The sequence below is a fragment of the Abyssogena phaseoliformis symbiont OG214 genome, from assembly GCF_016592595.1.
Lineage (GTDB): Bacteria > Pseudomonadota > Gammaproteobacteria > PS1 > Pseudothioglobaceae > Ruthia.
Window position 1 is genome coordinate 318,752 of the sequence record NZ_AP012977.1, and the last position, 20,996, is coordinate 339,747.

The window sequence follows — 20,996 nt, forward strand, 5'->3', positions numbered from 1 at the left end:
ACTTAATCAGCGCTTTGCGCTATTGCCCTTTCAAATTGCTTCATGACTAGCAAAAAAGAAATAGAAAGGGCGTTACACACTTCATAAACCTCAATAGGGTCTAGCATTCGCTCCCCATTTTCGTATTTACTAACAAAAGATTGTGGCTTGTTTAGCTTTTGGGCTAATTGGGTTTGTTTGATGTCAGCATTTTTTCTATATTTGATTAGTAAATGTCTTAATATTTCTCGACGCTCATCATATGGATTTCGTTTGCTCATAATATAAATATCCTACATTAGGATATTTATATCCCATATTGGGATATAATTAGTATAATTAAACCTTTATAAGTATGAAAATAATAGCAGTAAGTTTGGTAGTGATGGATGTAGTTTCGTCAACTACTTTGAAAAATGGCAAAGATTTTTGCGATTACAATAAAAAATACAATTTGGCACCAACCGCTAATGCGTATGTCTATGAGACGTTAAACTTCGCCGCACTGAATAAAATACCTGCAGGTGAGTATCTAAAATGTTTGCAGCATGATTTCAACAACAAAGAGTTGCTAAGAATAGTAAAGAACAATTTATTATTAATCAGCAAGAATAAAACATAATAACAATGATATAAAAAAAATAACGAAAATTTATCACATCAAAGTATTTGTTTGTAACGTTCTCTGGCGTTTCAGTGTTGTTTGGGTTTACCAATGCAAGTAGTCATGATAACAGAAGCAAAAATTGTGATAATTTAAAAGCTGACTTGCTAAGAGCGAAAGATGATTTGTTAAGCTCAAGAAGCTATTATTGCTGAAAGGAGAAAAATCGACAAATGTGGTTAAAAGGCAGCAGGGGACTCAGTTAATGCTTTGTACGGAGCAGAAACAGATAAAAGCAATATTTATGATGCAGAAGATCAGTATGAAAGAGTTAAGTTTGCTTACTAGTTTGAATGGTTGTGTTAATAATGGTGGAATATTATTAGACGGTAAGTATTAAAAACTATTCTAGTTAGGTTGTATGGTGACAGTTTTGGGTGCTAGACACACCTTGTCGCTACAAGCCTGTAAGGTTAATTGTAAAGTTGGTGGGCGATATCGTTTTGCATTATTTGTAAGGGTGACTTTAATTTGTATTTTGCCCTTGTAAATAGAAATTTTTTCTTTTGAAAAGCCTAAATCAACCAGTTCATCTTGCGGGTAAGTGATGTGGTTTATCGTCCAATGATCAGTGTCAATATTGACAATTTTGGTGGCAATTAAGGCAGCCTGTAGAGGCTGATTAGAATTAATGTGCCAAAGTGATTGTAGTTCAAGGTTGATTAACAACTGATTATTATGAAAGCGAGAATGCACACGAATACGCCCATTATAAATCGTTTGAATAGGGTTTAATTCTCCATTTAATTGGTTATTAACACCTAAAATAAATGAAGTATGGCCACTTGGATTTTGGTTAATTTGTTTAGCAAAAACGCTTAATAATTGAGCTGCCTGTTGTTTAAAATCATCTGTATTGATTCTATTGCTTAGTTTTGTCAATACCTCATAAGCTGTTGCGTTGGTGGAGGGAATTGCACCATCAAAACCCTCTTTTTGGTTTGTGCTTAAATATTTTGTGTTGTTACTTATATTGAAGCCATGGCGTTGTTTATCCCAAAATTTTTCATTCATTACATTAACAAGGCTAATAACCCTATCAAGCCATTTCTTATCATTGGTTTGGTCAAATGCAGATAAATAAGCACTAGATAAATAAGCGTAGTCTTCAAATAAAGCCGGTGTTCCAAGTTTAGAGCCAATTAATACCCTGTAAAGTTGGTTATTTTTATTGAAATAAGTGTGTAAGTAGTCAGTTAAGTTTATGCCTAATTGGGTGTATTTTTTTTCATTAAAAACCGCACCTGCCTCAAGCAAACTACGAGCCATTAGCGCATTCCATGATAGTAATATCTTGTTATCCGTAAGGGGCAGCACTCTTTTGTTTCTAATTTGGTACAACTTGTTCAATAAGGCATCAATTGCTTTGTCATCTTCTAGATTGACATCATTGATATTTTTAAAACGAATGATGTGATTTCCTTCAAAGTCGGTATTGCTTGATAAATCAAACCATTGTTTGAATTGCGTTAGCTCTTGTTGATTAAAAACAGTGCTTAACTCATCAATTGACCAAACAAAAAATATTCCCTCTTCGCCCTGAGAATCAGCATCAGTGGCAGAAAAAAATCCACCACTAGTCTCTTGCATCTCTGCTAATGTGTAATTTAAAGTTTGCTTAGAGATGTGCTTATACAAAGGTTTTTTTGTTAGTGCATAGGCGCGAGTATAAACCAGAGAGAGTTGCGCTTGGTTGTATAACATTTTTTCAAAGTGTGGTACAAGCCAAGCATTGTCCGTTGAATAACGATGAAAGCCGCCACCGACAATATCATACAAGCCACCACTTGCCATTGTGTCTAGCGTCGTTGTGATGGCATTTAATTTATCTGCACTAGGGTTTCGTCTTTGTTCGTCGATGAGTAGTAGTAACATAGATTCATGTGGAAATTTTGGTGCCTGCCCAAAACCGCCTTCAAGTTCATCAAAATCCTCCAGTATGGCTTTAATAGATTTGATAACAATATTATCATCAACGACGTGGCGAGACATTGCTTTTAGTTGATCAAGCATTTGACTAATTTTATTCGCTTGTTTGTTTAATTCGTCTGCTTTGTTTTCCCATAAATTCTGCACTTGTGTCAAGATGTTTAATAATTGCTGTTTAGGAAAATAAGTCCCTGCAAAAAATGCTTTGCCATTAGGCAGTAAAATCGCATTAAGTGGCCAACCACCAGAGCCATTTAACAGTTGTGATACATTCATATAAGCGCTGTCAATATCAGGGCGAATTTCACGATCCACCTTAATGGCAATAAAATGTTGATTAAGAAATGCAGCCACTTCGATATCATCAAAACTCTCTTCTTCCATGACGTGACACCAATGGCAAGTGGCGTAGCCAATAGAGATAAAAATAGGTTTATTTTCATGCTTTGCTTTGTCAAAGGCCTCATCTGAAAACTCATACCAGTTAACGGGGTTATGGGCATGTTGCAATAAATAAGGCGAAGATGTTAAAATTAGATGGTTGACAAATTGAGCATGACCTTGCTCATTAAGATGTTGCGTTCTAGGCGTATAGTTCTTGCCCTTGTCATGATAAGCTTGTTCTAATTCATTCATAGGATGTGCCCATATTAACATGGGTAAAAAAAACAAAGCGATTAATAATCTAGGCATGCTTTAAGATTTTTGGCATTAATTAGAGTAAAATTAAAATCGTTTTAATTGTAACAGGTATTTTTATTGGAAAGTGCAATGTCTACAATTGTGTTAGTTCTTTCATTTCTATTATTAAATAGTATTTATGCTCAAGACATTGATAGATTTTTTAGTGTAGAGCCTAAGCCCAAACAAAGTGCACAACAAGCTTTGTTTATTAATACTATAGCTAGTGATAGTTTGCTAGAGAAGGCCTATTCAAGTATTTTGCAGTACAAAACAGAACTGGGTATAAAAAATAAAGCTGATTTAATTTAGCTTATCAAGGACTTGAAATTGATAATATGCAGGTTATTGTTCATTTTAACAATCAACAAGTGAGCAGCTTAAGTGGCTATAACCAAAAATTATCAGCCGAATTGAAATATGAGATTGACGCAAGTTTCTTTCAAGGAAAAACTAATTTAAACACCGCTGAAGTGCTTGATTTCATTAGTCAAGATTTGCTTGAGTTTAAAATATTATCAAATAAAGCTGTCATTATTCCCCAAGCATCCTATGTGATTTGGCGAGTTAATCTTGTTATTAATGGCATGGAAACTATTTATATCATTAGTGATAGTCACCCTCCTCAATTAATCTAAACAACTAGACATCAAATATTATTATTACTTGTTGTCTTCTTGCTTTCATCTTGTGGCGGTGGCGGCGGTCATGAAGATAGTGGCACTAAAAAGGTTATTTTAGAGATAGTGCGACTAAGGGTATAAGCTATGTTACTAATACCTATAAAGGAACTACCGATGAAAATCGGTACTTATAAATATCAAGAAGGTGAGTGTATTAAATTTTATTTAGGCGATATGCTGTTAGGAGAAACAAAAGCCAAGTTAGTTCTTTATCCTATTGATATTGTTACACGTACAGATTATGCCGTTAAAATCTCCTAAATTCTGCAAACACTGGATGTGGATGGTAATCCAGATAATGGTATTGATGTAGAGGAGCAATTTAAAGACACACAAAATAAAAAAAATTCCTGATGGTGGTTTAATACAAGAAGCAATTGATGAAATCAGCACGGGAAAAACGCTTGTTGACGTGAGCGTAGCAACACAACATATGCAAGACATGATTGATAGTGATAAAAATAATATCATTGGCTTTAATCAATTGCTTGCGAACGAATCTGGAATTCATACTTTATTTACTGTTGGTACAGGGTTTTTTGAAATTAAAATGTAAACAGGTACCTGTTTTGAGGTGTCTTGTTGTCAGCTGTCCGTGAGTGGAGAGGGTAGCATGCAAAAGGTTATTGAAGATGGTGAAAGCTTTGTGAGATTAATTACACAAAGTAATGATAGTGGCGATATTACATTGACAGTCAAACCGTTAGGAGAGCGGTGTTATTATCTTGACCCTCACGTCATCAGTTCACGAGTATTAGATGATTCTAAAACAAATGTAATAGCAAAAGGGGATAAGTAAAAGCTATGAACATTTAGCAGTAACCAAGACAGACAGTCGTTTTTATTTGCACGATATTAGCCGTCGTAACAATGGGTTTGCCAAAAACGCAAGCATACAAACCTTAAAATCTATTGGACTAGGCGTGGATAAATTTACTAGACATAGCGCTAGGTTAGCCAAAGATTTGAACCAATCAAGGGTCGATGCACATGCTATTGTGGTTTATGATTATCTTAAAAATATTTTAGGGTTGAATAGTTATGACAATCAAGGCTCTTCTATGGTGGCTGTTACTGACTACCTGTTTCCTCATCTTGATGACTGACCCTAACCCAGGCTCTCAGTTTAATGCTTTTTACTCTAACAATAGAGTTTATTATACACTCGCTATACCTACTACTAAAGGATATGATAAAAGCCTATCTTCAATTGTTAATGTTGCTGCTCATGAGTGGGGACATGCCATTACTAGCAGAAACTCTAATTTAATATATCCACGTGAATCAGGTGCATTAAATGAGGCTTTTTCAGATTGGTTGGGCATTGCTATAGGAGGGCCGCTCTACAGGAACAGATAATTGACTCATTGGTTACCTCTTCGATCAATAAAGAACCTAGAAAGTAAGTACCGTATATATCAAGATGATTATAAAATAATCAAAGATGGTGCTGCTTATCAGCCAGTGGCAGGGGAAGGGCTTATTATCCGAATACTTAAAAAAGCGATAATTGGTTTTTAACAGATGCGACTAATTGCACCACACCAAGTGATTATAATGACCTTTGTGGCGTTCATATCAATAGTAGCGTGGCAAATAGAATGTTTTATTTGTTGTCTATGGGCGGTGTTCATAATGGAGTTAATGTTACTGGTATTAGCAATGCAATCAAAATTACTTTAGATGCTAATAAAAACCACTGGCTACGAAATAGTACTTTTTACGCTGCCAAAGCGGGCATGATTAGTGCTGCCTTTGGTTATGGCGATACTGAAGATGGGGTTGATATGCAAGAACAGGTTAGACTAACTTGGGAGGTAGTTGGTGTGACTGATGACAATCAATAAAATTATTTATTTTTAAGTGCTAGACGGATAATATCTTCGGTGGAAAGTGTTTTGTTATTGATGATAGCCAACATCCTTTCAGACTCTTTGGCTTTAAACCCAAGTGCTTGTAAAGCGGCTGATGCTTGCTTAATATTGGAGTTTGTATTAGGATTTGTTTTGATATTTTGATGATTTTGACTGTTTAATTCTAGTTTTTCTAAACGGTCTTTAAGTTCTACAATGAGTTTTTTTGCCGTTTTTTTACCAATGCCTGGCGTTTTGGTCAATAACACATCATCTTCATTAGCAACAGCATTCATTAGTGAGACAATATCAAGGTGAGACAAAATAGCCAGCGCTACTTTAGGACCAACACCATTGACTCTAATCAGTTCTCTAAATAAGGTTTTTTCATCTTTGGAGATAAAGCCGTACAAGGTATGGGCACCTTCTTTAATTGATAAGTGAGTGTATAGCGAGAGTTGTTTTTTCTCACCCATTGCATAAAAACTTGACATTGGACATAGAACTTCATAGCCAATACTGTTCACCTCAAGTAAAATTTCAGGTGGATTTTTTTCTAAAATAATACCTGTTAGTTTGCCAATCATAACCAGTTATATCTATTAAAATAGTCTTTCTCAAAAGCTTTAATATCATCCGTGTACTGTAAGGTTAAGCTGATATCATCAAGACCATTGATTAAGCGCCTTTTTCGTTCTGTGTCTATTTCAAAAAGATAAGTTTTACTATTTACATAGATGCTTTGAGCATCAAGCTCAATCGTTATTTCATCAGTTGAGGCAAACAATTCATCCATAACATTATTATCTTGCACAATAGGTAAAATGCCGTTTTTAAAACAATTGTTATAAAAAATATCTGCAAAACTAGGGGCGATAATTGCTTTAAAACCATAATCTTCTAATGCCCAAGGTGCATGTTCACGGCTTGAGCCACAACCAAAATTCTCTCGTGCCAGTAGTATTTTTGCACCTTGGTATTTTTCCTGATTCAACACAAAATCCATATTAAGCGGACGTTTAGAGTTATCCATGCCAGTTTCACCATGGTCCAGGTAACGCCACTCATCAAATAAATTAACACCAAAGCCAGAGCGTTTAATAGATTTTAAAAACTGCTTAGGAATAATCGCATCAGTATCAACATTAGCACGCTCAAGTGGTACGGCTATTGAAGTAAATGTGCTAAATTTTTGCATTATTTAACCTCTGAAAAATGACCAGCAATGGCACTTGCAGCTGCAATAGCAGGGCTAACTAGGTGAGTAAATGAGCCTTGACCTTGACGACCTTCAAAGTTACGATTTGAAGTGCTTGCGCATCTCTCACCTACTTCTAATTTATCAGCATTCATGGCTAAGCACATTGAGCAGCCTGCTTCACGCCATTCAAAGCCACTGTTTATAAAAATTTTATCTAGTCCCTCTTCTTCGGCTTGTTTTTTAATCAGTCCTGAGCCAGGCACAACTAAGGCAAGTTTGATATTATTGGCAATTTTTTTATCTTTTAAAACACTAGCCGCAATACGCAAGTCTTCAATTCGTGAGTTGGTGCATGAGCCAATAAAGACTTTGTCAATTTTAATGTCTGATATTTTTGTATCAGCAGTGAGGTGAATGTAATTAAGTGCATTTTCCCAGCTAATTTTTTCAGTCTGATTTTTGGCGTTAGTAGGGTTGGGTACATACTCATCAATTGCTACTACCATTTCTGGAGATGTGCCCCAAGTAACTTGAGGTTTAATGTCTTTTGTATTAAAATTTACGATTTTGTCAAAGTGTGCATCTTTGTCAGAATGCAGTGTGTGCCAATATTCTACTGCTTTGTTCCATTTAGCACCTGAAGGCGCTAGTGGGCGGCCTTTGACATAGTCAATGGTTTTATCATCAACGGCAACCATACCTACACGTGCACCTGCTTCAATTGCCATGTTGCATAAGGTCATACGACCTTCAATGGATAAATCTTGAATGGTGCTGCCACTAAATTCAATTGCGTAGCCTGTGCCACCCGCAGTGCCGATTTGACCAATAATGTAAAGTGCAATGTCTTTTGCACTGACGTGCTTATTAAGCTTGCCACTGACTTCAATATTAAGGTTTTTAGATTTAGATTGCCACAAACAACCTGTGGCTAAAACATGTTCAACCTCACTGGTACCAATGCCAAATGCTAATGCACCTAGTGCGCCGTGGGTTGAGGTGTGTGAATCGCCGCAGACAATACTCATGCCTGGCAGGGTGGCGCCTTGTTCAGGACCAATGACATGCACAATGCCTTGTCGAATGTCATTCATAGATATTTCATCAATACCAAAAGTTTTGCAGTTTTTGTCTAAGGTTGCAATTTGCAACCTTGAAATAGAATCACTAATACCACTCACACCTGATGAACGATTGGTTGTGGGTACGTTATGATCAGGTACTGCCAAATTGGCACTTGTACGCCAAGGTTTTCTACCTGCCATTGCCAAGCCTTCAAATGCTTGAGGTGAGGTTACTTCGTGAATAAGCTGCCTGTCAATATAAATAAGTACCATTGAGCCATCTTCACGTACAACATGTACATCCATCAGTTTGTCATAGAGTGTTTGAGCCATTATTGATACGCAATACTTGATAAAATATCCTATTTTACATTTTCATTAAACTTTATGTGCGGACTTTGTGGGCAGTTAAGATTTGATACTCAAGTGGTGAGTGATGATGGACTTAAGGCAATGATGCAAAAAATTGCGCGTCGTGGTCCTGATTCTAGTGGCCTCTGGGTTGATGGTAGTATTGGCTTTGGGCATCAAAGGCTTGCTATTATTGATTTGTCTAATCATGCTCATCAACCAATGATTGATAAAAATCTTGGTTTGGTTTTGGTTTTCAATGGCACGATTTATAATTATCAAGCTTTACGTCAAGATTTAACCAAGCAAGGTTATCAATTTTTCTCGCATTCTGATACTGAAGTGATTATCAAAGCTTATCATCATTGGGGCGAAGATTGTGTCACGCATTTAGATGGCATGTTTGCTTTTTGTATTTGGGATAAGGCTCAAAACCAGTTGTTTGTTGCTCGTGATCGAATGGGGATTAAGCCGCTTTATTTTAATCTAACAAATCAAGCATTTAGTTTTGCTTCTAACATGCAGGCGTTGGCAACGCAAGGTGTAGATAAGAGCATTAACCCTATTGCCTTGCAACAACAGCTTTCATTGCACGGCGTTGTGCCAGCACCTAATACGATTATTAATGGCGTGAATAAAATTAAACCAGCAACTACATTAACCATTAGCGCTAAGGGCAAAGTTGTTGAAAAAACTTATTGGCAGCCAAAGGCCATGCGTCCAAAAGAGATATTGACAGATGAGCAGTTTATTCAGCGCACGCATGAACTTTTAACAGACAGTGTTTTAAAACGTATGAATGCTGCAGATGTGCCAATTGGCGTGCTACTTTCTGGCGGGTTAGATTCATCACTTTTAGTCGCATTACTTAGAGAAGCAGAGCATAAAGATATACGTACATTTTCAATTGGTTTTGAAGATGTTGATGATGAAGTTGGGTCTGAATTTGAATATTCTGACCAAATTGTTGCCCAGTTTAAAACCCAGCATGAAAAATATGTCATTAGTAATTCACAAGTACTGCCACGCCTTGGCGAGGCAGTTGCCAACATGAGTGAGCCAATGGTGGCTCAAGATGCGGTGGCATTTTATTTATTATCTGAGCAAGTATCTAAACATATTAAAGTGGTGCTTTCTGGTCAAGGTGCAGACGAAGCTTTTGCAGGTTATTTTTGGTATGAGCGCATGCAAGTACAGACAGGCTCAGAGCTTGAGCGCTTTACTAGGCATTATGTGGATCGGTCGTATGACGAATATTTGCAAACAGTTAATCGACAATATCATAGCAGCAATCACACTGAAATTTGGCTTCATCACGAATTTACTAAAGCAGGCGCAGATACGTTTATGGACAAAGTTTTCCGTACTGATATTACTCGTTTAGTGGTTGATGACCCTGTAAAAAGAGTGGATAACATGACTATGGCTTGGGGCTTGGAGGCGCGCGTACCATTTATGGATTATAAATTGGTAGAGCACGCTTTGAGCATGCCGCCGAGTTTGAAAATGCTTAATAAAGGCAAACACCCCCTTAAACAAATTGCCAGAGGTTTACTACCCGATAGTGTGATTGATCGTAAAAAAGGTTATTTTCCAATGCCAGCACTTAAATACGTGCGTGGTGAATTTTTAGACTTTATGTCAGACATGCTAACTTCAAGTAAATGTGTCAATCGTGGTGTGTTTAATCAGGCTTTTATTGCTAAAGTAATTAACAAACCGCGAAACTATATGACCGCACTCAATGGTTCGCGTTTATGGCATTTGGCATTATTGGAATATTGGCTACAAATAAATATTGATGAATAAAATAATCATTTATACAGATGGTGGTTGCCGTGGCAATCCTGGTATTGGTGGCTGGGGCGTATGGCTTAGATACGACGGCCATGATAAAAAACTTCAAGGCGCACAACAAAATACCACCAACAATCGAATGGAGTTGACTGCAGCTATTAAAGCACTGGAGGCAATTAAATCTAGCGACATTACCATTGATTTGTTTACCGATTCTAAATATGTGATGACAGGTATTGGTGAGTGGATTAAAAACTGGAAAGCCAAAGGCTGGAAAACTGTCAATAAAAAACCAGTTAAAAATATAGACCTATGGCAGCGCTTAGATGCGCTTAATAATCAGTACAATATTGCCTGGCATTGGGTCAAGGGCCATAGTGGTGATAAGGGCAACGACATGGCGGATGCACTGGCAAATTTAGCCATGGATAAAATCAGTAATTGAGTTGGAATATTTGATTAATAATCACTAATTTGAGCTATTAATAATTATAATATTTAAATAGTTTCAAAGAAACTTGCAATCAAAAATAGTGATAGTATAACGGTAATTCTTGACTATTCAAATAGGAGATTGAGCGTGAGGAAATTAGTTATATTGTTCGGATTTTTTTTAAGTTTTAACGCTTTTGCTGATGCAAAAGACGGGGTTAAACCACTAAATGCCAATCCTACGGAAGCATAAAGACAAGTCATTCGTGATGCTGTAAAAGATTCTTATGATGGTCAAGAAGACGACCAACATGAAGAGTGTGTCATGGATTACTTTGCAAATCACAACTTGGAAGAAGAACCTAGTTGCGATTAATCATAAGAATTTTTAGTTTTCGCCATTTGGAAGAGTATCAATAAAAAACTCGATAAAGAGTTATTATTTATAATAAAGAGGAGAGAAGTATGAAACTTCAAACATTAGTAATTAACGCTGCATCAGTGGCATTTTTAGCATCAACAGTGGTAAGTGCCAAGCCAGTTGGTTTATTGTAAAAGGTGTGATGGAAATTGCAGGTATTTCACGTAATCAAGACAACAAGGCAACCATTGACCCTGCGTTTGCAAAAACGTCTCGTCCTTGTCTGCCGTTTTGTATTCAGCCAACGCATCCGTTTGCGCCAGCTGTCGTTGAAACAGTAACAGAGTTAGATATTATTCATGCCGTACGTGATATTGCTAATAGCGACAATAGCATATTAGTGATTGATGCGCGTACGCCAGGTTGGGTTAAAAAAAGGCACAATTCCACATGCGATTAATGTACCATTCACCAAGTTAAATTCTAAGGCACTAGCTAAGGATCCTATTGCTGTGTCAGAAATTTTAACCGAACGTTTTGGTGTTAAAGATATGGATGGTGTATTAAACTATAACAATGCTAAAACTTTGTATTTATTTTGTAATGGTTCGTGGTGTGGTCAGTCACCTTCAGCGATTAGAGCATTACTAACAATGGGCTATCCGCAAAGTAAAATCAAATACTACCGTGGTGGCATGAATGATTGGAAATTGTTAGGTTTGACGACTAAATAATTGATTGTCATTCGTTTCAAAAAAAGAGTGTTAATAGCACTCCTTTTTTTATCTTAGGCTTGTCTTTTGCTGAGGCTCAAACTGCACCTAATCGCCGGTATCAAATTGGTTATGATTATATTCGCTTCAAGGTCGCAATAAAGATGCTTTTAGTTGGATGTTGCGCGCCGCTCAGGCAAATCATGCCGCTGCCCAGAACAATATTGGATTGAGTTATCTACATGGACTTGGTGTTAAGAAAGACAATACTAGGGCATTTGTTTGGTTTAAGAGATCCGCTAAACAAGGTTTGTCTTATGCTTAAAAGTGAGCTTGCTATGCTTTATTATCAAGGCAGAGGTGTTAAGAACAATATACAAAAGGAGCATGATTGGTAGTTAATTGCAGCCAAACAAGAAGATGAGTATGCACCTCATTGTTGTTAGAAAAAAACAAGGTCAAACAAGCGTATTATTGGTTTAATCAAGCAGTTAAGAACAATTATCCTGGTGCTCAAGAGGCCTTGAAAAAATTAGGAGAGGTGTATGTTAAGTAAATATTTATTGGTTTTGATTGTGTTATTTTCTCAGGTGAGTATTGCGTTCATTCCAAACATGCCACAATTACCAGGATTACCGATGTTTGGTGATTTTAACCCGAACCAACTTAGAAGAAACTTCAATAAATTTGTAGGTACTGAGCCTGATTATGCGCGTGAAACACGCATGGTTTCTCAAATTGAAGACGCTGTTTTAGATGGGGAAGTTGAATACTTAAGTTTAAAAAATAAACGTCAATTTTTTAGTATTTACATGTAAAGTGAGTTAGATAAATCCAAAGGCGGGGTGATTATTTTGCACAATCGTGGGCAACACGCGAATTGGGGTGATTTGATTAAGCCACTTAGAGTTGGACTCGCAGAAAAAGGCTGGGATACTTTATCAGTACAAATGCCAGTATTGGATAAACAGGCAAAGTATTACGATTACGTTCCTATTTTTCCATATGCTCATGAGCGTATGGAAGCAGCGATTAACTTTTACAAACGGCTCGGCATTGATAATATTATTTTAATAGGGCACAGTTGTGGCGCACATATGTCAATGAGTTATATTGATAAGTTTGGTGATGATAAATTTTCAGCTTATGTTGGTATTGGCATGGGTGCTACTGATTATAAGCAAAAAATAGTTAGGCCATTTCCATTGGATAAAATGCACATCCCAGTATTAGATGTATTTGCTGAAAATGATTTTGCTGATGTTATTCGTCTTGCAAAGTCCAGGAAGGCTTCAGTGGAGGCTGCTGGTAATACGCATAGTACACAATTAGTTATTAAAAATGCAGGCCACTATTATCAAGAACAAGGCGCGGTTAAAAACCTAACCAATCAAGTAGGTATTTGGCTTGATACGCTGTAAATTTTTATACTTAAAGCTTTACCAATAAACAAACTTCATCTCATTTTAAAATAAGGTGAAGTTTGTCTAGGATTGCAAATAATTTAATTCTTGCTGAGAAAAATTAGCAAGCTTTCTGGCTTCAATATTAAAAGGACCTTTAAGTTGATTGCCAATGTGTTTTTTAACCAATTGGCTAAAGGTTTGTATTGGGTCTAAAAAGCGTTATTGGCAGAGGGCGTGAAACCAATAATTGCCAATTTTTACATGATTAATCTCATCAGTAAAAATAGTGTCTAAAATTTCTACCATAGCTTTAAAGTTTGAGTGTTTGAATTTTTTTTGAATATTGGGTGTGACATCCAATCCTCTAGCTTCAAGCACTCTAGGTACCAATGCCATTCTTGCCAATACGCCGTAATCGGTATCTTTTGTCATTTTCCACAAGCCATTATGCGCCTGAAAGTCACCATACTAATGGCCAATTGTAATTTAATAATGATTAATTAAACTAAAGTGCTGAGATTCTTCAAAAGCGACTTGTATCCAGTCTTGATAGAATTTATCTGGAATATCTTTGAATCGATAAACCGCATCAATTTCTGTACTTATTAATGCTTGATAAGCCAGTTCAAAGACGTTCATAAGTCCCCGGTTTATATCGTCCAATTACCAATTTGAGATCTAATTAGTCGCAAAGTTGGAAAGCCAACATGGGCTGTCATACGCTTAATTTGACGATTTTTACCTTCGATAATGGTTAGCTCAATCCAAGAGGTGGAGATGTTCTTACGTATACGTATGGGTGGCGTGCGATTTCACAGCCAATCTGGCTGATTGATAATTTTGGCTTTTGCAGGTTTGGTTTTACCGTCTTTTAATACGATGCCAAGTGTCAATCTATTGATAGCAGTATTAGTAATATTACTATCAACTTGTACAATATAGGTTTTTTCCTTGTCAAATTTTGGATTAGAAATTTTATGTTGTAATTTGCCGTCATCAGTCAATATAACCAAACCTTCTGGGTCCTTATCTAGTCGTCCAGCAGGGTAGATATCTTTAATGGTAATATAATTAAGACAAGGTATTATAACCCTCACCACTAAATTGGCATAAGACGCCAAATGGCTTGTTAAATAGATAGGTTTTAGCCATAGACTTGTTTGGCTCTTGCTACAAACGCATCCAGTTGAGAGTTAGCAATTGAGGTAAAAATAGGCGATATGGCAATGTCTACCAGTTTTGATGAAAAGCTAAATTCTAAGTTGAGTTCAATTTTGCAGGCGCTATTACTTAGTTTTGTGAATACCCAAGCGCCACTTAGGTGCTTAAATACCCCCTCTTTAAGTTGCATATCAATTCTTTGGTGAGGGGTTAAGGTGTTGATGGTTGTAAAATTTTGATTAAAAACCCCTTTATTGATCTTAACCGAGGCTATGATTTGATCATCAGATTGCTTTAAAATAGAAGAATCTGAACACCAATTAAGAAATTTAGGGTATTGATTAACTTGATTAACCAATTGATACAATTGTTCACAAGAATAGGCAACAATGGCATTTTTAGAGATATGATGCATATTATAAAAAATAATAATGGTTAAAAAAAACAAAAAAACAAGTTCAAACACTATTGCGCTTAATAAAAAGGCAAGGCATGACTATTTTATCGAACAAACCTTAGAAGCTGGTTTAAGTTTAGAGGGTTGGGAAGTAAAAAGTTTGCGAGACTCCAAAGTCCAAATCAAAGAAAGTTATGTTATTTTAAAAAATAACGAACTATTTTTGTTTGGTGCGCATATTTCACCACTTAAAAGTGCATCAACACATGTCAATACTGACCCTACTCGTACACGAAAATTATTACTCAATCGTTTAGAAATTAATCGCATTAGGGATAAGGTTAACCAAAAAGGTGCCACTGTTGTACCACTCAAACTTTATTGGGCTAGGGGTAGGGTGAAGTTAGAAATTGGTGTAGCTAAAGGTAAGAAATCTCATGACAAACGTCAAGACATTAAGTTAAGAGATTGGCAAAGAGACAAACAAAGAGTGTTAAAGGAGACAAACAAATAAGAGTTTTGATTTTGATTTTGACTTTGATTGGTGATTATTTTTTTATAAATTTGTAATTTACTAAAAAAAATACCTTTATAATTGAAAGGGCTAGATGTTGGAGGTTGGCAATAGATAGTTTTTTTATTTGCTTTTCATTCTCTACCTCCTTTAATGGCCAACCTTTAGCATTTAGTACTTTTACAAATTAATTTTTCGAGGAGAAAAAATGAACAAATCAGGATTAATCGATGCAATTTCATCAGCAGCAAACTTATCTAAAGCAGATGCCTCTCGTGCATTAAACGCAACAACAGATGCTATTACTGGCGCTATGGCTAGTGGTGATGGTGTACAACTTACTGGCTTTGGTAGTTTTGTTGTTAGAGACCGTGCAGCGCGTACAGGTCGCAATCCACAAACAGGTGCAACGATTCAAATCAAAGCATCAAAAGTGGCTGCTTTTAAAGCAGGAAAAGCATTAAAGGAGGCGGTTAATAAGTAAACTTATTAACTTAGTCTAAAAAGCACCTAAAGGTGCTTTTTTTATGTCTGAAATTTGGTAAAATTCTCATTTTATTTACGATTAGTGGAGATTTTTATGGAACGTACTTTATCAATTATTAAGCCAGATGCGGTTGCAAAAAACGTAATTGGTCAAATCTATTCTCGTTTTGAAGAGGCCGGTTTTAAAATTGTTGCCAGTAAGATGATTCATCTTGATAATGATTTGGCAGGTGGTTTTTATGCAGTGCATAAGGACCGTCCATTTTATAGCGGGCTGGTTGAGTTTATGACATCTGGCCCAGTAACGGTTCAGGTTTTAGAAGGTGAAAACGTTGTTGCTAAGCATCGTGAAATTATGGGCGCTACCAATCCTAAAGATGCTGATGCTGGCACTATTCGTGCTGATTTTGCCAATTCTTTAGATGAAAATGCAGTGCACGGCTCTGATTCTTTAGAAAATGCCGCTATTGAAATCGAGTATTTTTTTGGCAAAGACGGTGTGTGCCCAAGAACTCGTCAGAGTTAGCATACCTTCGTCCTTGCGTTTAAGCAAGGATTAATGCAAAAAATGCATGAATAAACAAAACCTTTTAAGTCTTAATCAAAATGCACTGAATGATTTTTTCGTGGATTTGGGTGAAAAACCTTATCGCACCAAGCAAATCATGCAGTGGGTTTATAAAACGCATGAATTTTATTTTGATAAAATGCTTAATTTTAGCAAACCCTTAAGAGAGAAACTAAGTAGGGTGGCTTGTATTGAGTTTCCTAAAGTTGTTAAACAAAATTTTGCTCTAGATGGGGTAATTAAATGGGTATTGGCATTGGGCGAAGACAACCATATTGAGATGGTTTATATCCCTGAGAAAGACCGTGGCACGCTTTGTATTTCTTCCCAAGTGGGTTGCGTTTTGGCTTGTACTTTTTGCTCAACTGGTATGCAGGGGTTTAATAAAAATCTCACAACAGCTGAGATTATTGCCCAAGTGTTGATTGCTAATCAGTATCTCAATCCTAAAGCTAAGCGTATTTCTAATGTTGTGTTTATGGGCATGGGCGAGCCTTTGTTAAATGAACATGCAGTGTATAACGCTTGTGATTTGCTACTTGATGATTTAGCATTTGGTTTATCTAGACGCAAGGTTACCATTTCTACCTCTGGCGTGGTACCAGCTATGCTCCGCATGAGTGAGCGAACACCTGTGAGTTTGGCTGTTTCCTTGCATGCGCCTGATGATCACTTACGAGATGAATTGGTGCCTATTAATCAAAAATATTCAATTGAAGAATTACTAAAAGCTTGCAAAGTATATTTGCATGCTGGCACTCAGGAACGCCACATTTTGTTTGAATATGTGATGCTTAAGGGTGTGAATGATTCTATTGAACACGCTAATAAATTAGCAAAATTATTAAAAGGCATCTCGGCTAAAATAAACCTAATTCCCTTTAACCCATTTGAGAAAACTCAATATCAAACATCAAGCGCACAAACCATTGAAAAGTTTCAAAATATTTTATATCAGCAAGGTATCCGCACTATGACGCGCCGCACTCGCGGTGAAGACATTGATGGCGCTTGTGGGCAATTGGCTGGAAAGGTGCTGGATAAAACCAAAAGAGCTCATGCTAGAAGGCATTGACTACTACCCCAAAAAAAGCAAGAAAAAGCTTAAATTAAAATGGCGGATGCCACTTCTTTTGGCTCTTATGGCGGGTATTTTTTGGTATTTAAATCAAAAATACAACACTAAAAAAGTAAAAAAAGCACCCGTTTTAATTGTTATTAGCAAGGGTGAAAAAGAACAAAAAGAGACTGTAAGCACCGTTATAATTGATAATCATTCATTGCTTGGTTCTAATTCTAATAAAAACATTGTTAACCCAAAAGCACTAGATGAAGCAATCCATAACTACACCAATAAGCATCAATGAAGCCAATACATACAATTCAAAGAAGAAAATCTAGGCAAATCTTTGTTGGTGATGTTGCCATTGGCGGTTATGCACCAATTTCTGTGCAGAGTATGACTAATACTGATACGCATGATGTTAAGGCAACAGTTGCACAAATACAAGTCATTCAAAATGCAGGCGCTGATTTAGTGCGTGTCTCTGTACCAACAATGGATGCGGCAGAGGCTTTTAAAGAAATAAAAAAGCAGGTTAGTATTCCGCTAATTACCGACATTCATTTTGATTATAAAATTGCACTCAAAGTTGCAGAATATGGTGCTGATTGTCTGCGTATCAACCCAGGTAATATCGGACGAGAAGATAGAGTAAAAGAAGTGGTAGCATCAGCATTGGATAATAATATCCCAATTCGTATTGGTGTTAATGCAGGCTCTTTGGAAAAAGATTTACAAAAAAAATATATTGAGTCTACACCTGAGGCAATGGTTGAATCTGCCTTTAGACATATTGACATTTTAGATAAATTAAATTTTGATAATTTTAAGATTTCACTCAAGGCCAGTGAGATTTTTATGACTGTATTTGCTTATCAGCAGCTGGCCTCTCAAATTGACAACCCATTACATTTAGGCATTACTGAGGCAGGATCTCTGCGTTCTGGCACGGTTAAGTCTTCGATTGGTTTGGGCTTGTTACTATCAAAAGGTATTGGTGATACAATTAGAGTGTCTTTAGCCTCTGACCCAGTTGATGAAGTGCGTGTTGGCTTTGATATCTTAAAATCTTTAAACTTACGCCAAAAAGGGGTTAATTTAATTGCCTGTCCATCCTGTTCTAGACAAAAATTTGATGTGATTAAGGTGGTTAATGAGTTGGAATCTCGTTTTGAAGACATTACCGCGCCAATTGATGTGGCAGTGATTGGTTGTGTGGTTAATGGACCTGGTGAAGCAAAAGCAGTGTCAGTCGGCTTAACAGGTGGTGAGCCTAATCTTTTATATCTTAATGGCAAAACTCATTCTAAAATAACCAATGAAAATTTAGTAGATGAACTTGAAGCCCAAGTTAGGAACAGCCTTAAAAGCCTTTAATCCTTTTGTAAACCTTATAGCGATAAATAAATTGTATCAACAAGTAGCCAAGTACTGAGCTGGTGATAGAAACAATCAAACATCCAAGTAGGAAAGGCTGCCAAATAACATCAAATACTTGCCAAACATACTCAAATGACATCACAAAGTTCTTCTCGATGCCAACATCCAAAATCCAAGCACCAAGTTTATAACAACCATAAAAAATAACTGGCATGGTAATAGGGTTGGTAATCCAAACCAGGGCAATGGATAGTGGTAAGTTTGCACTAGATATAACCGCAATTGGCGCGGCTAATAGCATTTGGAAGGGGATGGGAATAAACGCACAAAACAGTCCAACTGCAAATGCTTTAGAGGTGGACTTTCTATTAAAGTTCCACAAGCTTGAGTAGTTTAAATGTTTGCCAAGCCAGCCTAAGTGCTTGTGATTTTTTAATTCATCTGGGTTAGGGCTGTAGCGTTTTAATAGTTTTTTCATGAACGTGCAGCATTGATAATGCCCGTTTCATTTAACCCATATAAATCATACAATTCTTGTTGCTCGCCTTGCTCGCTGAACTTATCTGGCAAGCCTAAGATGCTTAAAGGTGTGTTGATATTTTTTTGATGTAGAAGTTCACTGATTGCACTGCCTGCACCACTTGTGATGGCATTATCTTCAATGGAGATAAGTTTGACGTGTGAACTGGCTAATTTAATAATTAATGCTTCATCAAGTGGCTTAACAAAGCGCATATCAACCACTGTTGCACCTAGTTTTTTACCTGCGGCAAGTGCGCTTTTAACCATGACGCCAAAAGCAAAAATTGCGACATTAAAGCCTTCAAGTATAATTTTTGCCTTACCCAGTGAAATTTTTTCATCAGTGATGTAATTTTGAATGTCTGATGTGCCTCTAGGGTAGCGTATACAAATAGTGCTATTGGTTTCAAATGCAGTATTGAACATTTGGTACATTTGCATTGCATTACTTGGCGCCATAATGGTTAAGTTAGGGATACACCTTAAGAAACTCAAATCAAAACTACCTGCATGAGTTGCACCATCGCTACCCACTAACCCAGCGCGGTCAATTGCAAAAATAACACCTAGATTTTGTAGTGCAATATCATGAATGAGTTGGTCATAACCACGCTGTAAAAAAGTAGAATAGATAGCCACTATCGGTTTTAAGCCTTGGGTAGCAAGCCCACCTGCAAAAGTGATAGCGTGTTGTTCTGCAATACCCACATCAAAATATTGCTTGGGATAATTTTTTTCAAATTCACTCATGCCAGACCCAGTACACATGGCGGGTGTAATGGCAATTAAATTTTTATGATGAAATGCGGTGTTATTTAGCCAAGTACCAAATACAGTGCTGTAACTGGGTAGATTGGAAGCATTTAATGAAGCAGGTGCTACACCATGAAACTTGCACGGGTCGTTTTCTGCTGTTTCAAGCCCGTAACCTTTTTTGGTAATAATGTGTAAAAGTCTTGGTTTTGTTTGCTGTTTTAGGTTTTGTAGTGTTTGGATTAAGGTCGGTAAATCATGCCCATCAATAGGTCCAAAATAATCAAGCCCTAATTCCTCAAACAAAGTACTAGGTAGAACCATACCTTTAAGGTGCTCTTCTGAACGTTTGGCAAACTCATGGATTTTAGGCATTTTTTCTAAAAACCCTAATGACTTTGATTTCATGGTTGAATAAACCTTACCAGAGATAAGCTTGGTAAGGTATTTATTCATAGCACCTACATTTTTTGATATTGACATATCATTGTCATTTAGGATAATGAGTAGGTCTGCATCACTATCACCTGCATGGTTAAGTGCTTCAAATGACATGCCACCTGTGAGTGCGCCATCGCCAATTACAGCAATAGATTTACCATTACTATTATTAATGCCGTTACCAATAGCAATGCCTAAAGCGGCACTAATTGAGGTTGATGAATGTCCAGCACCAAAGCTATCGTGCTCGCTTTCACTACGTTTTGTAAAACCAGATAAGCCGCCTTTTTGGCGCAACGTATGCATTTTGTTAAGACGACCTGTGAGGATTTTATGAGTATAAGCTTGATGACCAACATCAAAGACAAAACTGTCATACGGTGTGTCAAACACATAATGCATGGCAATGGTCATCTCAATTGTGCCAAGGTTGGGGGCTAAGTGACCACCTGTTTTTTGAATGTTCTCAATTAAAAATGTACGCACTTCTTCAGCTAAAGACTGCAATTGTGCAATGTCAAGTTGTTTAATATCTGCAGGGGACGTTATTGAATTTAACATCAAATAAAGACTTAACTTAAAAAGACATTATTATAC

At 36.8% G+C, this 20,996-nt stretch carries 29 protein-coding genes and 3 pseudogenes; 22 read left to right on the forward strand and 10 right to left on the reverse strand.

Annotated elements, in window-relative coordinates:
* Positions 1–2: 2 nt before the first annotated feature.
* Entirely contained in the window at positions 3–260 is a 258-nt protein-coding gene (locus CVPH_RS02015) for a helix-turn-helix domain-containing protein (RefSeq protein ID WP_201341855.1), read from the reverse strand.
* A 74-nt stretch (positions 261–334) separates the two neighbouring features.
* On the opposite strand from CVPH_RS02015, the gene CVPH_RS10005 reads away from it, so the two are divergent.
* Positions 335–601 (forward strand): hypothetical protein, encoded by a 267-nt coding sequence (locus CVPH_RS10005; RefSeq protein WP_225879765.1) that lies wholly within the window; start codon positions 335–337, stop codon positions 599–601.
* 390 nt (positions 602–991) lie between these two features.
* Here the strand turns inward: CVPH_RS10005 and CVPH_RS02020 are convergent, their stop codons facing one another.
* Positions 992–3,265 carry a DUF255 domain-containing protein gene (locus CVPH_RS02020; RefSeq protein ID WP_225879766.1) on the reverse strand — a complete coding sequence of 758 codons (2,274 nt, stop codon included), beginning with the start codon at positions 3,263–3,265 and terminating at the stop codon, positions 992–994.
* Positions 3,266–3,343: 78 nt separating this feature from the next.
* Between CVPH_RS02020 and CVPH_RS02025 the strand changes: the two genes are divergently transcribed.
* The 8 genes and pseudogenes from CVPH_RS02025 to CVPH_RS02060 all read left to right on the forward strand — a co-directional run.
* The gene (locus CVPH_RS02025; protein WP_201341857.1) at positions 3,344–3,565 is read left to right on the forward strand and encodes a hypothetical protein; all 222 of its coding nucleotides are present in this window, start codon (positions 3,344–3,346) and stop codon (positions 3,563–3,565) included.
* A gap of 26 nt (positions 3,566–3,591) precedes the next feature.
* The gene (locus CVPH_RS02030; RefSeq protein WP_201341858.1) at positions 3,592–3,891 is read left to right on the forward strand and encodes a hypothetical protein; all 300 of its coding nucleotides are present in this window, start codon (positions 3,592–3,594) and stop codon (positions 3,889–3,891) included.
* A 129-nt stretch (positions 3,892–4,020) separates the two neighbouring features.
* Complete coding sequence (locus CVPH_RS02035) at positions 4,021–4,197, forward strand: hypothetical protein (protein WP_201341859.1); 177 nt, start codon at positions 4,021–4,023, stop codon at positions 4,195–4,197.
* A 151-nt stretch (positions 4,198–4,348) separates the two neighbouring features.
* Positions 4,349–4,492: a hypothetical protein gene (locus CVPH_RS02040; RefSeq protein WP_201341860.1), complete on the forward strand. Its 144-nt coding sequence runs from the start codon at positions 4,349–4,351 to the stop codon at positions 4,490–4,492.
* 57 nt (positions 4,493–4,549) lie between these two features.
* On the forward strand, positions 4,550–4,735 hold the full coding sequence (locus CVPH_RS02045; RefSeq protein ID WP_201341861.1) for a hypothetical protein: 186 nt from the start codon (positions 4,550–4,552) through the stop codon (positions 4,733–4,735).
* 46 nt (positions 4,736–4,781) lie between these two features.
* Positions 4,782–5,042: a hypothetical protein gene (locus CVPH_RS02050; protein WP_245396175.1), complete on the forward strand. Its 261-nt coding sequence runs from the start codon at positions 4,782–4,784 to the stop codon at positions 5,040–5,042.
* Positions 5,035–5,295 (forward strand): M4 family metallopeptidase, encoded by a 261-nt coding sequence (locus CVPH_RS02055; protein ID WP_201341862.1) that lies wholly within the window; start codon positions 5,035–5,037, stop codon positions 5,293–5,295. Before CVPH_RS02050 ends, CVPH_RS02055 begins: the two co-directional genes overlap by 8 nt.
* Positions 5,296–5,498: 203 nt before the next feature.
* A pseudogene (locus CVPH_RS02060) lies at positions 5,499–5,783 on the forward strand (M4 family metallopeptidase); the annotation flags it as partial.
* 2 nt (positions 5,784–5,785) lie between these two features.
* Here the strand turns inward: CVPH_RS02060 and ruvA are convergent.
* The 3 genes from ruvA to leuC are packed head-to-tail and all read right to left on the reverse strand — an operon-like array spanning position 5,786 to position 8,387.
* The gene (gene ruvA, locus CVPH_RS02065; protein ID WP_201341863.1) at positions 5,786–6,376 is read right to left on the reverse strand and encodes a Holliday junction branch migration protein RuvA; all 591 of its coding nucleotides are present in this window, start codon (positions 6,374–6,376) and stop codon (positions 5,786–5,788) included.
* Positions 6,373–6,987, reverse strand: a complete 615-nt coding sequence (leuD, locus tag CVPH_RS02070; RefSeq protein WP_201341864.1) for a 3-isopropylmalate dehydratase small subunit — start codon at positions 6,985–6,987, stop codon at positions 6,373–6,375. Before leuD ends, ruvA begins: the two co-directional genes overlap by 4 nt.
* Positions 6,987–8,387, reverse strand: a complete 1,401-nt coding sequence (gene leuC / locus CVPH_RS02075; RefSeq protein ID WP_201341865.1) for a 3-isopropylmalate dehydratase large subunit — start codon at positions 8,385–8,387, stop codon at positions 6,987–6,989. Before leuC ends, leuD begins: the two co-directional genes overlap by 1 nt.
* 54 nt (positions 8,388–8,441) lie before the next feature.
* Here leuC and CVPH_RS02080 point away from each other — a divergent pair, with 54 nt between their 5' ends.
* From CVPH_RS02080 to CVPH_RS02110, 7 genes and pseudogenes are all read left to right on the forward strand, one after another.
* Complete coding sequence (locus CVPH_RS02080; RefSeq protein WP_201341866.1) at positions 8,442–10,214, forward strand: N-acetylglutaminylglutamine amidotransferase; 1,773 nt, start codon at positions 8,442–8,444, stop codon at positions 10,212–10,214.
* Positions 10,207–10,647, forward strand: coding sequence for a ribonuclease HI (gene rnhA / locus CVPH_RS02085; protein ID WP_201341867.1), 441 nt, complete (start codon positions 10,207–10,209; stop codon positions 10,645–10,647). The genes CVPH_RS02080 and rnhA overlap by 8 nt, the downstream gene beginning before the upstream one ends.
* A 550-nt stretch (positions 10,648–11,197) precedes the next feature.
* On the forward strand, positions 11,198–11,455 hold the full coding sequence (locus CVPH_RS02090; protein ID WP_201341868.1) for a hypothetical protein: 258 nt from the start codon (positions 11,198–11,200) through the stop codon (positions 11,453–11,455).
* Positions 11,403–11,729: a rhodanese-like domain-containing protein gene (locus tag CVPH_RS02095; RefSeq protein ID WP_201341869.1), complete on the forward strand. Its 327-nt coding sequence runs from the start codon at positions 11,403–11,405 to the stop codon at positions 11,727–11,729. Before CVPH_RS02090 ends, CVPH_RS02095 begins: the two co-directional genes overlap by 53 nt.
* Before the next feature lie 157 nt (positions 11,730–11,886).
* Entirely contained in the window at positions 11,887–12,033 is a 147-nt protein-coding gene (locus CVPH_RS11100; protein WP_201341870.1) for an SEL1-like repeat protein, read from the forward strand.
* Positions 12,034–12,253: 220 nt separating this feature from the next.
* Entirely contained in the window at positions 12,254–12,526 is a 273-nt protein-coding gene (locus tag CVPH_RS02105) for a hypothetical protein (protein WP_201341871.1), read from the forward strand.
* A gap of 21 nt (positions 12,527–12,547) precedes the next feature.
* Positions 12,548–13,129: pseudogene (locus tag CVPH_RS02110) on the forward strand (DUF3530 family protein); the annotation flags it as partial.
* Between the two features lie 204 nt (positions 13,130–13,333).
* Here the strand turns inward: CVPH_RS02110 and CVPH_RS02115 are convergent.
* The 3 genes and pseudogenes from CVPH_RS02115 to CVPH_RS02125 all read right to left on the reverse strand — a co-directional run bounded on the left by CVPH_RS02115 (position 13,334) and on the right by CVPH_RS02125 (position 14,690).
* Positions 13,334–13,753: pseudogene (locus CVPH_RS02115) on the reverse strand (DUF455 family protein).
* A gap of 173 nt (positions 13,754–13,926) precedes the next feature.
* The gene (locus CVPH_RS10935) at positions 13,927–14,211 is read right to left on the reverse strand and encodes a pseudouridine synthase (protein WP_342590451.1); all 285 of its coding nucleotides are present in this window, start codon (positions 14,209–14,211) and stop codon (positions 13,927–13,929) included.
* A gap of 47 nt (positions 14,212–14,258) precedes the next feature.
* A complete protein-coding gene (locus CVPH_RS02125) occupies positions 14,259–14,690 on the reverse strand; it encodes a type II toxin-antitoxin system RatA family toxin (RefSeq protein WP_201341873.1) in 432 nt (143 codons plus the stop codon).
* 16 nt (positions 14,691–14,706) lie between these two features.
* On the opposite strand from CVPH_RS02125, the gene smpB reads away from it, so the two are divergent.
* The 6 genes from smpB to ispG all read left to right on the forward strand — a co-directional run bounded on the left by smpB (position 14,707) and on the right by ispG (position 18,680).
* The gene (smpB, locus tag CVPH_RS02130; RefSeq protein WP_201341874.1) at positions 14,707–15,186 is read left to right on the forward strand and encodes an SsrA-binding protein SmpB; all 480 of its coding nucleotides are present in this window, start codon (positions 14,707–14,709) and stop codon (positions 15,184–15,186) included.
* Between the two features lie 190 nt (positions 15,187–15,376).
* Positions 15,377–15,670 (forward strand): HU family DNA-binding protein, encoded by a 294-nt coding sequence (locus CVPH_RS02135; protein WP_225879850.1) that lies wholly within the window; start codon positions 15,377–15,379, stop codon positions 15,668–15,670.
* A 90-nt stretch (positions 15,671–15,760) separates the two neighbouring features.
* Entirely contained in the window at positions 15,761–16,198 is a 438-nt protein-coding gene (gene ndk, locus CVPH_RS02140) for a nucleoside-diphosphate kinase (protein WP_201342400.1), read from the forward strand.
* A gap of 46 nt (positions 16,199–16,244) precedes the next feature.
* Entirely contained in the window at positions 16,245–17,315 is a 1,071-nt protein-coding gene (gene rlmN, locus CVPH_RS02145; RefSeq protein WP_201341876.1) for a dual-specificity RNA methyltransferase RlmN, read from the forward strand.
* Positions 17,299–17,607 carry a hypothetical protein gene (locus CVPH_RS02150; protein ID WP_201341877.1) on the forward strand — a complete coding sequence of 103 codons (309 nt, stop codon included), beginning with the start codon at positions 17,299–17,301 and terminating at the stop codon, positions 17,605–17,607. The genes rlmN and CVPH_RS02150 overlap by 17 nt, the downstream gene beginning before the upstream one ends.
* Positions 17,604–18,680, forward strand: a complete 1,077-nt coding sequence (ispG, locus tag CVPH_RS02155) for a flavodoxin-dependent (E)-4-hydroxy-3-methylbut-2-enyl-diphosphate synthase (RefSeq protein WP_201341878.1) — start codon at positions 17,604–17,606, stop codon at positions 18,678–18,680. Before CVPH_RS02150 ends, ispG begins: the two co-directional genes overlap by 4 nt.
* Here ispG and CVPH_RS02160 read toward each other — a convergent pair.
* Positions 18,667–19,161: a DUF2062 domain-containing protein gene (locus tag CVPH_RS02160; protein WP_201341879.1), complete on the reverse strand. Its 495-nt coding sequence runs from the start codon at positions 19,159–19,161 to the stop codon at positions 18,667–18,669. The genes ispG and CVPH_RS02160 overlap by 14 nt on opposite strands.
* Positions 19,158–20,960: a 1-deoxy-D-xylulose-5-phosphate synthase gene (gene dxs / locus CVPH_RS02165; protein ID WP_201341880.1), complete on the reverse strand. Its 1,803-nt coding sequence runs from the start codon at positions 20,958–20,960 to the stop codon at positions 19,158–19,160. The genes CVPH_RS02160 and dxs overlap by 4 nt, the downstream gene beginning before the upstream one ends.
* Between the last annotated feature and the right edge of the window lie 36 nt (positions 20,961–20,996).

What these genes read in the sequence shown, in the direction of transcription:
- CVPH_RS02015 (WP_201341855.1), bottom strand. Translation starts at nt 260, where the DNA reads ATGAGCAAACGAAATCCATATGATGAGCGTCGAGAAATATTAAGACAT.
- CVPH_RS10005 (WP_225879765.1), top strand. Translation starts at nt 335, where the DNA reads ATGAAAATAATAGCAGTAAGTTTGGTAGTGATGGATGTAGTTTCGTCA.
- CVPH_RS02020 (WP_225879766.1), bottom strand. Translation starts at nt 3,265, where the DNA reads ATGCCTAGATTATTAATCGCTTTGTTTTTTTTACCCATGTTAATATGG.
- CVPH_RS02025 (WP_201341857.1), top strand. Translation starts at nt 3,344, where the DNA reads ATGTCTACAATTGTGTTAGTTCTTTCATTTCTATTATTAAATAGTATT.
- CVPH_RS02030 (WP_201341858.1), top strand. Translation starts at nt 3,592, where the DNA reads ATGCAGGTTATTGTTCATTTTAACAATCAACAAGTGAGCAGCTTAAGT.
- CVPH_RS02035 (WP_201341859.1), top strand. Translation starts at nt 4,021, where the DNA reads ATGTTACTAATACCTATAAAGGAACTACCGATGAAAATCGGTACTTAT.
- CVPH_RS02045 (WP_201341861.1), top strand. Translation starts at nt 4,550, where the DNA reads ATGCAAAAGGTTATTGAAGATGGTGAAAGCTTTGTGAGATTAATTACA.
- CVPH_RS02055 (WP_201341862.1), top strand. Translation starts at nt 5,035, where the DNA reads ATGACTGACCCTAACCCAGGCTCTCAGTTTAATGCTTTTTACTCTAAC.
- ruvA (WP_201341863.1), bottom strand. Translation starts at nt 6,376, where the DNA reads ATGATTGGCAAACTAACAGGTATTATTTTAGAAAAAAATCCACCTGAA.
- leuD (WP_201341864.1), bottom strand. Translation starts at nt 6,987, where the DNA reads ATGCAAAAATTTAGCACATTTACTTCAATAGCCGTACCACTTGAGCGT.
- leuC (WP_201341865.1), bottom strand. Translation starts at nt 8,387, where the DNA reads ATGGCTCAAACACTCTATGACAAACTGATGGATGTACATGTTGTACGT.
- CVPH_RS02080 (WP_201341866.1), top strand. Translation starts at nt 8,442, where the DNA reads ATGTGCGGACTTTGTGGGCAGTTAAGATTTGATACTCAAGTGGTGAGT.
- rnhA (WP_201341867.1), top strand. Translation starts at nt 10,207, where the DNA reads ATGAATAAAATAATCATTTATACAGATGGTGGTTGCCGTGGCAATCCT.
- CVPH_RS02090 (WP_201341868.1), top strand. Translation starts at nt 11,198, where the DNA reads ATGGAAATTGCAGGTATTTCACGTAATCAAGACAACAAGGCAACCATT.
- CVPH_RS02095 (WP_201341869.1), top strand. Translation starts at nt 11,403, where the DNA reads ATGCGCGTACGCCAGGTTGGGTTAAAAAAAGGCACAATTCCACATGCG.
- CVPH_RS11100 (WP_201341870.1), top strand. Translation starts at nt 11,887, where the DNA reads ATGTTGCGCGCCGCTCAGGCAAATCATGCCGCTGCCCAGAACAATATT.
- CVPH_RS02105 (WP_201341871.1), top strand. Translation starts at nt 12,254, where the DNA reads ATGTTAAGTAAATATTTATTGGTTTTGATTGTGTTATTTTCTCAGGTG.
- CVPH_RS02125 (WP_201341873.1), bottom strand. Translation starts at nt 14,690, where the DNA reads ATGCATCATATCTCTAAAAATGCCATTGTTGCCTATTCTTGTGAACAA.
- smpB (WP_201341874.1), top strand. Translation starts at nt 14,707, where the DNA reads ATGGTTAAAAAAAACAAAAAAACAAGTTCAAACACTATTGCGCTTAAT.
- rlmN (WP_201341876.1), top strand. Translation starts at nt 16,245, where the DNA reads ATGAATAAACAAAACCTTTTAAGTCTTAATCAAAATGCACTGAATGAT.
- CVPH_RS02150 (WP_201341877.1), top strand. Translation starts at nt 17,299, where the DNA reads ATGCTAGAAGGCATTGACTACTACCCCAAAAAAAGCAAGAAAAAGCTT.
- ispG (WP_201341878.1), top strand. Translation starts at nt 17,604, where the DNA reads ATGAAGCCAATACATACAATTCAAAGAAGAAAATCTAGGCAAATCTTT.
- CVPH_RS02160 (WP_201341879.1), bottom strand. Translation starts at nt 19,161, where the DNA reads ATGAAAAAACTATTAAAACGCTACAGCCCTAACCCAGATGAATTAAAA.
- dxs (WP_201341880.1), bottom strand. Translation starts at nt 20,960, where the DNA reads ATGTTAAATTCAATAACGTCCCCTGCAGATATTAAACAACTTGACATT.